This is a genomic window from Streptomyces sp. NPDC088254 (assembly GCF_044740925.1).
Taxonomy (GTDB): domain Bacteria; phylum Actinomycetota; class Actinomycetes; order Streptomycetales; family Streptomycetaceae; genus Streptomyces.
This window is the reverse complement of sequence record NZ_JBIURQ010000002.1, coordinates 65,789-80,456: the sequence shown is the minus strand read 5'-3', so window position 1 is coordinate 80,456 and position 14,668 is coordinate 65,789. Positions and strand designations below refer to the sequence as shown.

General features: G+C 71.8%; 13 protein-coding genes. 8 read left to right on the top strand and 5 right to left on the bottom strand.

The genetic code is table 11. The annotated features are described in order from the left end of the window. Window positions 1-14: 14 nt before the first annotated feature. From ACIOC0_RS07245 to ACIOC0_RS07230, 4 genes are all read left to right on the top strand, one after another. A complete protein-coding gene (locus ACIOC0_RS07245) occupies window positions 15-1,475 on the top strand; it encodes an aldehyde dehydrogenase family protein (protein ID WP_402153397.1) in 1,461 nt (486 codons plus the stop codon). A gap of 50 nt (window positions 1,476-1,525) precedes the next feature. Next, window positions 1,526-2,167: a PadR family transcriptional regulator gene (locus ACIOC0_RS07240; RefSeq protein ID WP_402153395.1), complete on the top strand. Its 642-nt coding sequence runs from the start codon at window positions 1,526-1,528 to the stop codon at window positions 2,165-2,167. 95 nt (window positions 2,168-2,262) lie between these two features. Then, complete coding sequence (locus ACIOC0_RS07235) at window positions 2,263-3,243, top strand: ATP-binding cassette domain-containing protein (protein ID WP_402153393.1); 981 nt, start codon at window positions 2,263-2,265, stop codon at window positions 3,241-3,243. Next, a complete protein-coding gene (locus tag ACIOC0_RS07230) occupies window positions 3,240-4,001 on the top strand; it encodes an ABC transporter permease (RefSeq protein WP_402153391.1) in 762 nt (253 codons plus the stop codon). Before ACIOC0_RS07235 ends, ACIOC0_RS07230 begins: the two co-directional genes overlap by 4 nt. 18 nt (window positions 4,002-4,019) lie before the next feature. Here ACIOC0_RS07230 and ACIOC0_RS07225 read toward each other — a convergent pair whose 3' ends face one another. Both ACIOC0_RS07225 and ACIOC0_RS07220 read right to left on the bottom strand, forming a co-directional pair. After that, window positions 4,020-5,417, bottom strand: coding sequence for a glutamate decarboxylase (locus ACIOC0_RS07225; RefSeq protein WP_402153389.1), 1,398 nt, complete (start codon window positions 5,415-5,417; stop codon window positions 4,020-4,022). An 84-nt stretch (window positions 5,418-5,501) separates the two neighbouring features. Next, complete coding sequence (locus ACIOC0_RS07220; protein ID WP_402153387.1) at window positions 5,502-6,788, bottom strand: ion channel protein; 1,287 nt, start codon at window positions 6,786-6,788, stop codon at window positions 5,502-5,504. Between the two features lie 200 nt (window positions 6,789-6,988). On the opposite strand from ACIOC0_RS07220, the gene ACIOC0_RS07215 reads away from it, so the two are divergent. Beyond that, window positions 6,989-7,753, top strand: coding sequence for a MerR family transcriptional regulator (locus ACIOC0_RS07215; RefSeq protein WP_402153385.1), 765 nt, complete (start codon window positions 6,989-6,991; stop codon window positions 7,751-7,753). A 54-nt stretch (window positions 7,754-7,807) separates the two neighbouring features. Here ACIOC0_RS07215 and ACIOC0_RS07210 read toward each other — a convergent pair whose 3' ends face one another. After that, window positions 7,808-8,173 carry a YbjQ family protein gene (locus ACIOC0_RS07210; protein WP_402153383.1) on the bottom strand — a complete coding sequence of 122 codons (366 nt, stop codon included), beginning with the start codon at window positions 8,171-8,173 and terminating at the stop codon, window positions 7,808-7,810. A gap of 143 nt (window positions 8,174-8,316) precedes the next feature. Between ACIOC0_RS07210 and ACIOC0_RS07205 the strand changes: the two genes are divergently transcribed. After that, on the top strand, window positions 8,317-9,195 hold the full coding sequence (locus tag ACIOC0_RS07205; RefSeq protein ID WP_402153381.1) for a DedA family protein: 879 nt from the start codon (window positions 8,317-8,319) through the stop codon (window positions 9,193-9,195). Between the two features lie 47 nt (window positions 9,196-9,242). Here ACIOC0_RS07205 and ACIOC0_RS07200 read toward each other — a convergent pair whose 3' ends face one another. Continuing rightward, entirely contained in the window at window positions 9,243-10,910 is a 1,668-nt protein-coding gene (locus tag ACIOC0_RS07200; RefSeq protein ID WP_402153379.1) for a threonine/serine exporter ThrE family protein, read from the bottom strand. A 174-nt stretch (window positions 10,911-11,084) separates the two neighbouring features. Continuing rightward, a complete protein-coding gene (locus ACIOC0_RS07195) occupies window positions 11,085-11,576 on the bottom strand; it encodes an inorganic diphosphatase (protein ID WP_055637912.1) in 492 nt (163 codons plus the stop codon). Window positions 11,577-11,655: 79 nt separating this feature from the next. Between ACIOC0_RS07195 and dacB the strand changes: the two genes are divergently transcribed. Together dacB and ACIOC0_RS07185 are read left to right on the top strand one after the other, a co-directional pair. After that, window positions 11,656-13,320 carry a D-alanyl-D-alanine carboxypeptidase/D-alanyl-D-alanine-endopeptidase gene (gene dacB / locus ACIOC0_RS07190; RefSeq protein WP_402153377.1) on the top strand — a complete coding sequence of 555 codons (1,665 nt, stop codon included), beginning with the start codon at window positions 11,656-11,658 and terminating at the stop codon, window positions 13,318-13,320. A 130-nt stretch (window positions 13,321-13,450) separates the two neighbouring features. Continuing rightward, window positions 13,451-14,581 (top strand): zinc-dependent metalloprotease, encoded by a 1,131-nt coding sequence (locus ACIOC0_RS07185; RefSeq protein ID WP_402153375.1) that lies wholly within the window; start codon window positions 13,451-13,453, stop codon window positions 14,579-14,581. Window positions 14,582-14,668: the final 87 nt, after the last annotated feature.

Below are 14,668 nucleotides of genomic sequence, written 5' to 3'. Positions count from 1 at the left end.
GATTGAGGGATCACATGGCGTCCTATCTGACCGACCTGGCCCAGCAGTACATCGACGGGGAGTGGCGTCCGGGCACAGGCTCCTGGGACATCATCGACTTCAACCCCTATGACGGCGAGAAGCTCGCCTCGATCACCATAGCCACCGTCGACGAGGTGGATCAGGCCTACCGGGCCGCCGCCCGCGCCCAGAAGGAGTGGGCCGCCACCAACGCCTACGCCCGCCGCGCGGTCTTCGAGAAGGTGCTGCGGCTGGTCGAGGAGCGCGAGGCGGAGATCAGCGAGATCCTCGTCGACGAGGCCGGCGGCACGTTCGGCAAGGCCGCCTTCGAACTGCACCTCGCCAAGGAGTTCCTGCGCGAGTCGATCCACCTGGCGCTGCGCCCCGAGGGCCGGATCGTCCCCTCGCCGGTCGACGGCAAGGAGAACCGCGTCTACCGCGAACCGGTCGGCGTCGTCGGTGTGATCAGCCCCTTCAACGTGCCGTTCCTGCTGTCGCTGAAGTCCGTCGCCCCCGCGCTGGCCCTCGGCAACGGCGTGGTGCTCAAGCCGCACCAGAACACCCCGATCGCCGGCGGCACCGTGATCGCCAAGCTGTTCGAGGACGCGGGCCTGCCGCCGGGCCTGCTGAACGTGGTCGTCACCGACATCGCCGAGATCGGTGACGCCTTCCTGGAGCACCCCGTCCCGCGGGTCATCTCCTTCACCGGCTCCGACCAGGTCGGCCGCCATGTCGCCACGGTCGCCGCCTCGCACTTCAAGCGGTCCATCATCGAACTCGGCGGCAACAGCGCCTTCGTCGTCCTCGACGACGCCGACGTCGACTACGCGGTCGACGCCGCCGTGTTCAGCCGCTACGTCCACCAGGGCCAGGTCTGCATGGCCGCCAACCGCATCCTGGTCGACCGCTCGATCGCCGACGAGTTCACCGAGAAGTTCGTCGCCAAGGTGCGCACCCTCAAGGCCGGCGACCCGCGCGACCCGCAGACCCTGATCGGCCCGCTGATCAACTCCCAGCAGGCGGAGGCGGTTTCCGGCGCCGTCGAGCAGGCTCTCGCCGAAGGCGCCACCGCCCTGCTGCGCGGCGCGACCGCGGAGAACGTCGTCGAGCCGTCCGTCCTGTCCGGCCTGCCCCTCGACTCCGCACTGCTCCAGCAGGAGGTGTTCGGGCCGGTCGCCTTCATCAACACCTTCGACGGCGAGGACGAGGCGCTGCGCATCGCCAACGACACGCCGTACGGCCTGAGCGGCGCCGTCCACACCGGCGACATCGAGCGCGGCGTCGCCTTCGCCAAGCGGATCGTCACCGGCATGTTCCACGTCAACGACGCCACGGTCGCCGACGAGCCGATCGTCCCCTTCGGCGGCGAGAAGAACTCCGGCGTGGGCCGCCTCAACGGCGAGACGACCGTGGAGGCCTTCACCACCACGAAGTGGATCTCGGTCCAGCACGGCCGCAGCCGCTTCCCCTTCTGACCCCGGGGTGCGGCGCCGGGGCCCACCCGGCGCCGCCTACCCTGGACGGCATGTCAGCGATCCGTCTCCTCGTGCTCGGCGCCGTCCGCCAGCACGGGCGGGCCCACGGCTACCAGGTGCGCAACGACCTGGAGTACTGGGGCGCGCACGAGTGGTCCACCGCCAAGCCCGGGTCGATCTACCACGCCCTCAAGCAGATGGCGAAGCAGGGCCTGCTGCACGAGCACGAGGTGGCGCCGTCCACCGCCGGCGGCCCGCCCCGCACCGAGTACGAGATCACCGACCGCGGCGTCGAGGAGTACCTCCGGCTGGTCCGCGAGGCGCTGACCGCCTACGACCAGAAGATGGACGTCAAGTCGGCGGCCATCGGCTTCATCGTCGATCTGCCCCGCGCGGAGGCCGTCGGGCTGCTCCAGGAGCGGATCCGGCGCATCGAGGAGTGGCGCTCCGCCGTGACCGAGCACTACGTGCCCGAGCAGGGTCCGGCTCAGCTCGGGCACATCGGCGAGATCATGAACCTCTGGGTCCACACGGCCGACGCCGAGGCCGAGTGGACCCGCGGGCTGATCGCGCGCATCCAGGGCGGCGCGTACACCTTCGCCGGCGAGGGTGAGCCGTTCGTCGGCGTCCTCGTCGACGGGCAGGAGAACCCGTACGCCACGGGGGAGCGGCATCCGGGGGACGCCCGCTAATCAAGTTTGACGACCAGAGAGCCGGGTATTACGTTGGATCTCTAGTCAAGTTTGACTAGCTTGCCGACCGGCAAGGCGACGATTGGGGGAGCGGCATGACCGACGCGGCGATCATCGTCGAGGACGTACGCAAGAGGTACGGAGACACCCAAGCGCTGGACGGGCTCGGCCTCGCGGCCGCCCGCGGCACGGTCCACGGGGTGCTCGGCCCGAACGGCGCGGGCAAGACCACGCTGGTCAGGATCCTCTCCACCCTGCTGCGGCCCGACTCCGGCCGCATCGAGGTGGCCGGCCACGACGTGGTCCGGCAGGCCCGGGAGGTCCGGCTGCGCATCGGGCTGCTGGGCCAGCACGCGGCGCTGGACGAGGAACTGGACGGCCGTCAGAACCTGGAGATGTTCGGCCGGCTGCACCACCTCGGCGCCCGCCACGCGCGCGTGCGGGCCCGCGAACTCCTGGAGCGCTTCGAGCTCGCCGACACCGGCCGCAAGCCGGTGCGCGCTTACAGCGGCGGCATGCGGCGCCGGCTGGACCTGGCGGCCTCGCTGATCAGGGACCCGGAGGTGCTCTTCCTGGACGAGCCGACGACCGGCTTGGACCCGCGCGGGCGCGCCGAGGTGTGGTCCGCCGTCCGCTCCCTGGTCGGCGGCGGTACCACCGTCGTCCTGACCACCCAGTACCTGGAGGAGGCGGACCGGCTCGCGGACCGCATCAGCGTCCTCGACCACGGCGACGTCATCGCCGAGGGCGCCCCGGACGAGCTGAAGTCGCTGACGGGCGGCGACCGCATCGACGTCGTCCTGCGCGACGAGGGCCATCTCGGCGCGGCGCTCGCCCTGCTGCCCGTGCCCAAGGACACCGTCTCGGTCGACGCCGACCGTCGTCTCCTCAGCGCCCCCGTCACCGACCGGATGGCGGCCCTCTCCGGGGTCGTGCGCGCGCTGGAGGACGCCGGCATCGAGGCGGAGGACGTGGCCCTGCGCCGCCCCACCCTCGACGAGGTGTTCCTGCACCTGACCGGAGCCCGCGACGGTTCGGGCGCCCCCGTGGACAAGCCTGTGAAGGAGGCCGTGTGAACACGTACGCGCTGACCGATTCCTGGACCATGACCCGGCGCGAACTCGCCCACTGGGCGCGGCAGCCCGGCAGGGTGGCCGTCGGGCTCGTCTTCCCGGTGATGCTGCTGCTGATGTTCGGCTACCTGGTCGGCGGCGGCCGTGGGGTGAGCGGCGACTACCTCGACTACCTGCTGCCCGGCATGCTCGCGCTCACCATGGCCTTCGGCCTGGAGAGCACGATGCTCGCCGTCACCCAGGACGTGAACAAGGGCGTCGTCGACCGCTTCCGGTCGATGCCCATGGCCGACGGCGCGGTCCTGGTGGGCCGTTCGGCGGCCGACATGCTCCAGTCGGCGGTGGGCCTTGCCGTCCTGCTCGCCGTCGCGTACGCGCTCGGGTGGCGCGCGCACGGCGGCTTCGTGGCCTTCCTGGGCGCCGCGGGACTCCTGCTCCTGTTCCGGTTCGCGATGCTGTGGATCGGCATCCATCTGGCGCTGGTGGCGGGCAGGCCGGAGATGGTCATGGCCGTGCAGATCCTGGTCTGGCCCGTCGGCTTCCTCTCCAACGCCATCGCCGCCCCCGAATCCATGCCCGCCTGGCTGGGCGCCGTCGTCGAGTGGAACCCCATGTCCCACACGGCGACGGCGGTTCGGGACCTCCTCGGCGCCCCTGGCGGCGCTCCCGGTCACGTCTGGCCCGCCCTGCTGTGGCCCCTGGCCCTGCTGGCCGTCTTCTTCCCGCTGGCGGTCCGCAGGTTCGCCCGTATGAGCCGCTGACCGCCCCGCCCGGCACGCCTAGTGATGGAATCCCGTCGCCGCCGCCTTGTCCCGGGTCAGCGGGTGAGGCTGGCGGCGCAGTTCCGGCAGGAGCCGGGACAGGTCGTCCACGAACAGGTCGGCCAGGTCGGCCGAGAAGCCGTTGCGGCACACGACGCGCAGGACGGAGAGGTCATCCCGCTTCGGCGGGAAGGTGTACGCGGGCACCAGCCAGCCGCTCTCCCGCAGCCGTCGGGACACGTCGAAGACGTCGTACGACTCCACCTCCCCGGTGGTGGTGAAGGCGAAGACGGGCAGCTCGTCGCCCCGGGTCAGCAGACGGAAGTCGCCCAGCTCCGCCACCCGGTCGGCGATGCTCCGGGCCACCTCGCGCGCGGAGTGCTGCACGGCCCGGAAACCCTCCCGCCCGAGCCGCAGGAAGGTGTAGTACTGCGCGACGACCTGGGCCCCCGGACGCGAGAAGTTCAGCGCGAAGGTCGGCATGTCACCGCCCAGGTAGTTGACGCGGAAGACGAGTTCCTCGGGCAGGGCGGCGGCGTCGCGCCACAGCGCCCAGCCGACCCCGGGGTACACCAGCCCGTACTTGTGCCCCGAGGTGTTGATCGACGCCACGCGCGGGAGGCGGAAGTCCCACACCAGGTCCTCATCGAGGAAGGGCGCGACCATCGCCCCGGACGCCCCGTCGACGTGCACCGGGACGTCGAGGCCGGTGCGCTCCTGGAGGGCGTCGAGCGCGGCGCACAGGTCCGCGATCGGCTCGTAGGAGCCGTCGAAGGTCGAGCCGAGGACGCCGACCACCCCGATGGTGTTCTCGTCGCACAGCTCGGCGGCGGCCTGCGGGTCGAGGTGGAAGCGGTCGCCCTCCATGGGGATCTGACGGGGCTCCACCTCCCAGAAGGTGCAGAACTTGTCCCAGCACACCTGGACATTGACGCCCATGACCAGGTTCGGCCTGGCGCCGGGCTTCTGGCCGCGCGCGCTCCAGCGCCGTTTCAGGGCCATCCCGGCGAGCATGCACGCCTCGCTCGACCCGGTCGTCGAGCAGCCCACGGCGCCCGAGGGGTCGGGCGCGTTCCACAGGTCGGCGAGCATCGCCACACAGCGCCGCTCCAGTTCGGCGGTGCGCGGGTACTCGTCCTTGTCGATCATGTTCTTGTCCCGGCACTCCGCCATCAGCCTCCCGGCCTCCGGCTCCATCCAGGTGGTGACGAAGGTGGCCAGGTTCAGCCGGGAGTTGCCGTCCAGCATGAGCTCGTCGTGGACCAGCTGGTACGCCGTCGAGGGCGGCGTCGGGGTGTCCGGAAGCCGGTGCTTGGGCGGCGACTCGGTCATCCCCCCGACGGGGTCCGCGACGCCGTAGAAGGGGTTGACGGAGAGCTGGCGCTCGTCGGGACTGGAACCCTTGTGCAGGGGCATGGATGTCACTCCTCGGCAGACGGAACGAATCGGGCGCGGAACTTTCGGGACGTGGAACGGACGAGGCGGGGAAGGGGGCTGCGCTCAACGGACCGATGTCCCGTCCTCGCGCAACTGCATCTGCGGCCGGCCCGTGACCAGCAGCCAGGCCGGCAGAGAGGCGACGCACAGCAGGGTCACGATCGTGGGGGAGGCCACCAGGACGGCGGCGACGAAAAGGCTCACCCAGCCCTGCCGGGTGATGGCGAGCAGCACGCCCAGCACGCCAGCGGAAACCCCCACCGCGGGATGCACGCCGGGCACGAGCGCGTGGGCGGTGAGACCGAGGGCGGTGCCGACGAAGATGGCCGGGAAGATCCGACCGCCCCGGAAGCCGCAGGACGCGGCCACGAGCAGCGCCGCCAGCTTCACCACCGTCATCGTGGCGAACTGCCCGGCCGTCCAGCCCTCGGGATCGCTCGCGAGCTCCCCGACCTCCTCCAGCCCCTTGAAGAGCGTCAGATGGCCGCCCACCGCCGCCAGGAGCCCCAGGACGAGCCCGCCGACGGGCAGCGCCAGCATCGGGTGCCGCAGCCGGGCGAACGCGGCGTGGACGTAGGGGAAGGCGCGCACGGCGCACAGCGCGAGCAGCGCGCCCGCCGACGCGACCACCACCGCCGACAGCAGGTCGCCCCCGTCCGGGCGGCCGATCGGGGGAAGGTCGAGATCGAAGGTCGGCTGGGCCACCAGGCTGGTCGTGAAGGAACCGGCCGCCGCGGCGACCAGGGGCGCGAAGACGCTGTCCCACAGCGGGCCCTTCGTCTGCCGCCCCGCCATCGCCTCGGAGATCATCAGCGCCGCCGCCACCGGCGTGCCGAACAGCGCGCCGATCGTCGCCGCCTCGGCCAGCAGGGGCCAGACCGGGCCCGGCATGCGGGGCGCCAGCCGCCGGCCCAGCCAGTAGGCGAGGCCGACGTTCACGGCGATGAGCGGGTTCTCGGGGCCGAGGCTCGGACCGCCCGCCAGCATCAGCGCGGTCGCCGCCAGCAGGCCCGGCAGCACGACGGGCGGCAGCACGGGCGCGTCCAGGCCCGTCGTCGCGGGGTCCGGACCGGCGTGGCCCGGCGCCTTCCACACCACCAGGCCGACCGCGATCCCGGTCGCGGTGAGCATGACCATCATCCACAGCACGGAGTAGCGGCCGATACCCAGTGCGTCCGGCAGGTCGCCCCACAGCACGTCCTGGAGGCGTTCGGCCAGCCCGCTCACGCCGACGAACAGCAGGCTCGCCACCACGCCGACGACCAGGGCGGGCAGGATCAACGGCAGCAGCGCGCGAGCCGGGGTCACCGGAGCGGGGGGCGGCGTCTGCCGCGCGGTGTCCTGAGCCACGGGCTCACCATAAGCGGACAAAGCGGACTCAACATCCGGAGCCGGGCAGCCGTTCGGCCGGCCGGGGCGCACGGAGAATCCGACGCGGCGGGGAAACCGGCTTGCACCTCACGCCGCGTGAGGTCCCATCGTGGAGCGCGTACCGAGTGCCGTGACCGGGCGACGCAGCTCGCCGCGGCCCTTAGCAGAGAGCGGACGACGTGAGCTACTCCGTGGGACAGGTGGCCGGCTTCGCCGGAGTCACGGTGCGCACGCTGCACCACTACGACGGCATCGGCCTGCTCGCCCCGAGCGAGCGCAGCCACGCGGGTCACCGGCGCTACAGCGACGCCGACCTCGACCGGCTGCAGCAGATCCTGTTCTACCGCGAGCTCGGCTTCCCGCTCGACGAGGTCGCCGCCCTGCTCGACGACCCGGCCGCGGACCCGCGCGCACACCTGCGCCGCCAGCACGAGCTGCTGACCGCCCGGATCGAGAAGCTGCGGAAGATGGCGGCCGCCGTCCAACACGCCATGGAGGCACGCACGATGGGCATCGACCTGACGCCGGAGGAGAAGTTCGAGGTGTTCGGGGACAAGGACCCCGAGCAGTACGCAGAGGAGGCCGAACAGCGCTGGGGCGGCACCGAGGCCTACGCCGAGTCGCAGCGCCGGGCCGCCCGTTACACCAAGGACGACTGGAAACGCATGCAGGCCGAGGTGGCCGACTGGGGCGAGCGCTACGACGCCCTGATGGCCGCCGGGGAGCCCCCGGCCGGTGAGGCGGCCATGGACATGGCCGAGGAGCACCGGCAGCACATCTGTGGCTGGTTCTACGAGTGCCCGTACGACATGCACCGGGGCCTGGGTGAGATGTACGTCGCGGACGAGCGCTTCAAGGCGTTCTACGACTCCCTGCGCCCGGGGCTCGCCGAGCACCTGAAGGAGGCGATCGACGCCAACGCGGCCCGGCACACACGCGCGTAAAGGGTCCTTCCGAGAAACCGCACGACAGGCGCCGCGCACCGGTGTGGCCCGGGGTCACTCCCGGGCCACGACCACCGCCGTCCCGTAAGCGCACACCTCGGTGCCCACGTCCGCGGCCTCCGTCACGTCGAAGCGGAACGCCAGCACCGCGTTGGCGCCACGCACGCGTGCCTGCTCGACGAGCCGCTCCATGGCCTGGTTGCGGGTCTCCACGAGCGTCTTGGTGAGGCCCTTCAGCTCACCGCCGATCATCGACTTCAGGCCCGCGCCGATCTGGCTGCCCAGGTGCCGCGAGCGCACCGTCAGCCCGAAGACCTCGCCGACGACCTGCTCGACCCGGTGCCCGGGTACGTCGTTGGTGGTGACGACCAGTACGTCCGGCTGGGGCCCCTGGCCGCCGCCGTAGTCCTCGATGCCCATGTCCACAGGTTTGCCCAAGCGGAGGCACAGTGCATCCTGGGAACGCCTTGGAACCTGGGCGGGGCCGGTTGCGTTGTACGTTTGGGCAGCCAGCCCGGCCCGTACCCCCCCAGCCCGTACCCCACAGCAGGAGCCACATCCCCGTGACCACGCTTGCGCTAGGCCCCGAGTGGCTCAGCCCGGACTATCTGATCGAGACCTTCAGCCTGCCCGGCATCCTGCTGATCGTCTTCGCCGAGTCCGGCCTGTTCGCCTTCCTCCCCGGTGACTCCCTGCTGTTCACAGCGGGCCTCTTCGTGGCCGAGGGCCAGTACATCTCCCAGCCCCTGTGGCTGGTCTGCACGCTCATCGTGCTCGCGGCGGTCGTCGGTGACCAAGTGGGTTACATGATCGGCAAGTTCCTGGGGCCCAAGCTCTTCAACCGCCCCAACTCCAAGCTCTTCAAACAGGAGAACCTGGAGAAGGCACACGAGTTCATGGAGAAGTACGGCCCGAAGGCGATCGTCCTCGCCCGCTTCGTGCCGATCGTGCGCACCTTCGCGCCCATCGTGGCCGGCGCCGGCAGCATGAAGTACCGCACGTTCCTCTCCTACAACATCATCGGCGGCGTCGCCTGGGGCACGGGCGTCACCCTCGCCGGGTACTGGCTCGGCCAGATCAAGTTCATCAAGACGAACGTCGAGGCGATCCTGATCCTCATCGTGCTCGTCTCCGTCGTCCCGATCATCATCGAGTTCCTCCGGGAGCGGTCCAAGAAGAAGCGTGCGGCGGCCGAGCAGCCGGCCCACACCCCGCAGCAGGCCGCGGCCCCCGTCATGGACGACGCGACCACCCAGCTCCGCCGCATCGACCAGAACGAGCCGTACGGCCGGCCGGGCAACCAGCAGGACGACTACTACGGCGGCGGGCAGCAGTACCCCCAGCAGGACTGGCAGCCGCAGCAGCAGACCTACGGCGCCCCCCAGAACAGCCGGAATCCGCAGAACCAGAACGGCCAGTACCCGTACAACGGCGGCTACTGAGCCCGCGCTTTGAGGGGCGCGGCCTCCAGGAAGGCTGCGCCCCCGGCTCAGAAGCCCCGCGTCCGCTTGGCGGCCCGCCGCTTCTCCGCCGACCCGATCCGCAGGAACATCCGCGAGATCTCCGACCCCAGGTTCACCCCGATGGCGATGGCCATGGCCAGCGCCGCGGCCTTCGTCAGGGACACCAGCCCGGCGTCCACCTTGTTCTGAGCGAAAGCCAGCAGCCCGAAGTACGTGGCCGAACCGGGCAGCAGCGGACCGATCGCCGCCGTCGTGTACGGCAGCGCCGAAGCGAACCGGTACCGCGCCAGCAACTGCCCGAACAGGCCCACCACCCCGGCCGCGACCGCCGTGGACGCGACGGGGGAGATGTCGCCGGTGTAGTGCATCGCGCCGTACACCGACCAGGCCACGCCGCCGTTCAGCGTCACGGCGAGCACGGTGGCCCGCTCCTGCTGGAGCAGCACCGCGAAGGTCAGCGACAGCAGCATCGACGCGGCGATCGACCACAGCGGACGCTTGCTGATGCCCAGGGCCGCGTCGGGGTTGAGGTGCGCGCCGAGCTGCACGCCCACGTACAGCATCACCAGCACGCCGAGCACGATGCCGACGAAGAAGTACATGACCTCCAGCAGTCGTGCGGCGGCGGTGATGTAGAAGCCGGTCAGGCCGTCCTGCACGCCCGCCACCAGCGCCCGCCCGGGCAGCAGCGCGAACAGTCCACCGGTGATGACCGCGGAGGCCTCCACGTCGACGTGCGTCAGCGTCAGCGCGGCCCCGATCGCGGCGGGCGGCATCGCGGCCACCAGGAACTGGTAGAACTCCGGCAGCCCGCGCCCCGCGCACAGCCAGGCCAGCCGGTCGCCGAGCATCGCGCCGAGCGCCGCCGCCACGAACACGATCAGGTCGCCGCCGACCAGCACCGAGGCCGCGCCCGCGAGCAGTCCGCTCGCCGAGGTCAGCACCCAGGTGGGGTAGGGGTGCCGGTTGCGCCGTATCTCCGCGAGGCGCCGGTAGGCCTCCTCCAGGGAGATATGCGTCTCGGGGTCGCTGAGGTCGTCGACGAGCTGGAAGACGGCCGCCAGGCGCGTGTAGTCGGTGCCGCGGCGCCGCACGGTCCGTGAGGCCGTCACCGGGTCCTCCACCAGCGACGGCTGGTAGGAGATCGACAGCAGCGTGAAGGTGACGTTCGGCTCGCAGCGGTCGAGCCCGTAGGAGCGGCACACCGCGAACATCGCGGCCTCCACGTCCTCGGCGCCCTCACCGCCCGCCAGCAGCAGCTCCCCGATGCGCAGCGTCAGGTCGAGGACGCGCGGGACGGCCGGGCCCTCGTCCTCCTCCGTCTTGGGCGCCCGCTCCGGCGCGGGCCGCTCGGCCACCGGCATGCGCAGCATCGTGCGCATCCGGTCCTGCCAGGGCACGTCCTTGGTGAGGCTGACCACCGGAAAGCCCTCGGCGGGCGTGAACGCGGCCGGGGCTTGCCGGGAGCTGTACGTTCTCGGGGGGCTGAACGCCGACCCCTCGGGTTCGCCGGAGACCGGCTGCGGGGTGTCCAGCCCCTGCGGCACGGAGAACTCCGACGTGGTCTCCGTCTCGCTCCCCGCCGCCCGGGAGACGGCCAGTCCCCGGGGGATCGCGAACTCCGAAGTGACCTCGGAGTCGAACGCGCTCCTCGCCTCGTCCGACTGCGGCTTGCGGTCCTCCGCCTCCGACACTGAGCAACGCTCCCTGAACGACACATCCCGTAGGCCTCAGTATGCGCGGATGACGCACACGTATGCGTGCAGGTCGCCAACAGGCAGACGAAAGGGCCGCACACGCACGTGTGCGGCCCCCGGGTCCCGTCAGGCGGACCTCGCGCTCAGGGCGTCGTCAGGCCCAGGGGGAGGTCAGTGACCGCCCTGGTCCTTGAAGCGCTTGTACGACCGCTCGATCTCGGCCTCGGCGTCGGTGCGGCCGACCCAATCGGCGCCCTCGACGGACTTGCCCGGCTCCAGGTCCTTGTAGACCTCGAAGAAGTGCTGGATCTCCAGGCGGTCGAACTCCGACACGTGGTGGATGTCACGCAGGTGCTCCACGCGCGGGTCGGTCGCCGGGACGCACAGCAGCTTGTCGTCGCCGCCGGCCTCGTCCGTCATCCGGAACATGCCGATGGCGCGGCAGCGGATGAGGCAGCCCGGGAAGGTCGGCTCGTCCAGGATGACGAGCGCGTCCAGCGGGTCGCCGTCCTCGCCGAGGGTGTTCTCGACGAATCCGTAGTCGGTCGGGTAGGCGGTCGAGGTGAAGAGTCGACGGTCCAGGCGGATCCGACCGGTCTCGTGGTCCACCTCGTACTTGTTCCGCGAACCCTTCGGGATCTCGATCGTGACGTCGAACTCCACCGGTGGCTCCTCCATGATCAGCACATAGTTCTGGTGGTTAAGTGTCCCTCACGCAGGTGTGTGATCGCGAAAGGGGCTGGTGATCGTGCCCGAGCTGAGGCCGTGGCGCGCCGCGAGACCGCACGTGGTGCGGGCCGTGGATGCCGTACGACCGCGTCTGGCACAGGCCGCAGAGGTCGTACGACCGCGTCTCGCGCGCGCGGCGGCTGCCGCGAAGCCGCAGGTCGTACGGCTCACACAGGCGGCGAAACCGCAGCTCGCGCGGATCACGAGGCCGAAGGCCGGCCGGGCCTGGCAGTACTCCGCGGGTGCGGCGACCGCCGGGCTGGCCCTGGCCGCAGGCGTGGTGACGGCCGCCGGCCCCTGGGACTCCACGGGTCAGCGTACGGCCGAGCGGGACCGGGCCGCCGCACTGGAACGGACGGGTGGCGCAGATCACGGTCGCAGGGGTGATACGTCCCGGACGTCCGGTGGATCCGATGCGTCCGCAACGTCGGGCACGCCGCGGCCCGCCCCGAGCGCCGCGTCCGTCCTCACCGGTCTCGGCGGCGGCCAGACCCCTGTCAGGTCCGCACCCGGCTCCTCCGCGGCCCTCGCGCGCGTGCTGGACCCGCTCCTGGCAGACCCCGCGCTCGGCGCGAGCCGCGCGGCGGCCGTCGTCGACGTCGCCTCCGGGCGGCGGCTGTACGGCGCGGGCGCCGACCGGCCGTTCACGCCGGCCTCGACCACGAAGATCGCCACCGCGGTCGCCGCGCTCTCCGCGATGGGCGCCGACCACCGCCTCACCACCCGCGTCGCCCTCGAACCCGGCACCGGCGAAGTGGTCCTCGTCGGCGGCGGCGATCCCACCCTCGCCGGCCGCCGCAACGCCGAGGGCTGGGCCGACCTGACCACCCTCGCCGACGCGACCGCCGCCGCCCTGAAGAAACGTGGCATCACCCGCGCGACGCTCTCCTACGACACCACCCTGTACGCCGGTTCCGAAGTTCACCCCATCGGGGTCAACGACAACCTCGCCCGCGTCACCGCCCTCACGGTCGACGAGGGCCGCACCGACGGCTCCACGAGCGGCCCGGCGGCCCGCGTCCCCGACCCCGCGGCCGAAGCCGCCCGCACGTTCGCCGAGGACCTGCGCGCCCGCGGCATCGGCACCACGTCCCCCGGCCCGTCCAAGGCGACCGCGCGCGCGGTGACCCTCGCCTCGGTGTCCTCGCCGCCTCTGTCCGCCCTCGTCGAACGCATGCTGACCAACAGTGACAACGACATCGCCGAGGCCCTCGCCCGCCAGACCGCCGTGGCGACCGGCGTCCGCCCCGACTTCGCCGGCGCCGGAAAGGCCGTCCAGAAGCAGCTCGCGGGGCTCGGAGTGCCCCTGTCCGGCGCGGTGTTCAGGGACGGCAGCGGCCTCGACCGCGGCGACCGCCTCACGGCGAACCACCTCACCGCGCTCCTCGCCAAGGCCGGCGACCCCGCCCTCCCCGACCTCCGCCCGGCCCTGACCGGCCTGCCCGTCGCCGGCTTCACCGGCACCCTCAGCGCCCGCTACGCCGACGGCGCGGCCGGCGTCGTCCGCGCCAAGACCGGCACCCTCACCGGCGTCAACACCCTCGCCGGCACGGCCGTCGACAAGAACGGCCGCCTGCTGGCCTTCGCCTTCCTCACCTCGCAGACGACGGACCCCGCGGCGGCCCAGTCGGCCCTGGACCGGGCGGCGACGGCCCTGGCGACGTGCGGCTGCACCTGAGACGGACCGATCGGCTCGGGCGGGCTCGCGAGGACCGCCCGCCGGGCCGCCGCCCGGATCACAGCACGCCGGGCCGCCGAGAGGGCTTCGCGCTCTGCCCGCGGTCGCGGGGCTCACGTACGGTTGACACATGACGAGCATCGGTGGTGCCTCTTCCGGGATGGTCGACTGGGATCTCGCGGTGGCGACCGCGACGCGGCTCGTGCGGCCGGGGCCCGACGTGAGCCGGGACGAGGCCCGGGCCGTCGTCGCCGAGTTGCGCCGGCACGCAAAGGCTTCGGAGGGACACGTCCGGGGCTTCACCGGTCTCGGCACCGAGGAGACCCACGACACCCCCGTCCTCGTCGTCGACCGCCCCGGCTGGGTCCGGGCGAACGTCGCCGGCTTCCGCGAGATCCTCAAGCCCCTCCTGGAGAAGATGCAGGAACGCCGCGGCGGCGGCGCCGGCGGCACCGTCCTCAGTGCCGTCGGCGGCAAGGTCACCGGCGTGGAACTGGGCATGCTGCTGTCGTTCCTGGCCTCCCGCGTCCTCGGCCAGTACGAGACCTTCGCGCCCGCCGCCCGTGAACTCCCCGGCGGCAACGGCGCGGGCCGGCTCCTCCTCGTGGCGCCGAACATCGTGCACGTCGAGCGCGAACTCGACGTCGACCCGCACGACTTCCGTCTCTGGGTGTGCCTGCACGAGGAGACCCACCGCACCCAGTTCTCCGCGGTGCCCTGGCTGCGCGACCACCTCGAGGGCGAGATCCAGTCGTTCCTGGCGGAGACCGACGTCGACCCCATGACCTTCCTGGAACGCGTCCGTGAGGCCGCCCAGTCCCTCGCCGGCGGCCGTCCCGAGGGCGAGGAGGACGACGGCGGGCACTCCCTCGTCGAACTCGTCCAGAGCCCCGCCCAGCGCGAGATCCTCGCCCGCCTCACCGCCGTGATGTCCCTCCTGGAGGGCCACGCCGACTTCGTCATGGACGGCGTCGGACCGGACGTGGTGTCGACCGTGTCCGAGATCCGCGAGAAGTTCCAGCAGCGCCGCGCCAAGGGTGCCTCCCGCCTGGACGTGGCCCTGCGCAAGCTCCTCGGCCTGGACGCCAAGCTCCGGCAGTACAAGGACGGCGAACGCTTCGTGCGGGCCGTCGTCGACCAGGTCGGCATGGACGGCTTCAACCGGGTGTGGACCTCCCCCAACACGCTCCCCACCAAGGCCGAGATCGCCAAACCGGCGGACTGGGTCGCCCGGGTGCACCGCAAGGCCGACCCGGCGTGAGGCGAGAGCGCCGAACGGCAGCCGAACGCCCTCGCAATCACCCGTCCGAGGGACCGTGAGCCTCTCGCAGGCGTGCAATGCTCGGGG

Bases quoted from the DNA above. Each gene is read 5' to 3' on its own strand.
- ACIOC0_RS07245 (WP_402153397.1), top strand. From the start codon at position 15: ATGGCGTCCTATCTGACCGACCTGGCCCAGCAGTACATCGACGGGGAG.
- ACIOC0_RS07240 (WP_402153395.1), top strand. From the start codon at position 1,526: ATGTCAGCGATCCGTCTCCTCGTGCTCGGCGCCGTCCGCCAGCACGGG.
- ACIOC0_RS07235 (WP_402153393.1), top strand. From the start codon at position 2,263: ATGACCGACGCGGCGATCATCGTCGAGGACGTACGCAAGAGGTACGGA.
- ACIOC0_RS07225 (WP_402153389.1), bottom strand. From the start codon at position 5,417: ATGCCCCTGCACAAGGGTTCCAGTCCCGACGAGCGCCAGCTCTCCGTC.
- ACIOC0_RS07210 (WP_402153383.1), bottom strand. From the start codon at position 8,173: ATGGGCATCGAGGACTACGGCGGCGGCCAGGGGCCCCAGCCGGACGTA.
- ACIOC0_RS07185 (WP_402153375.1), top strand. From the start codon at position 13,451: ATGACGAGCATCGGTGGTGCCTCTTCCGGGATGGTCGACTGGGATCTC.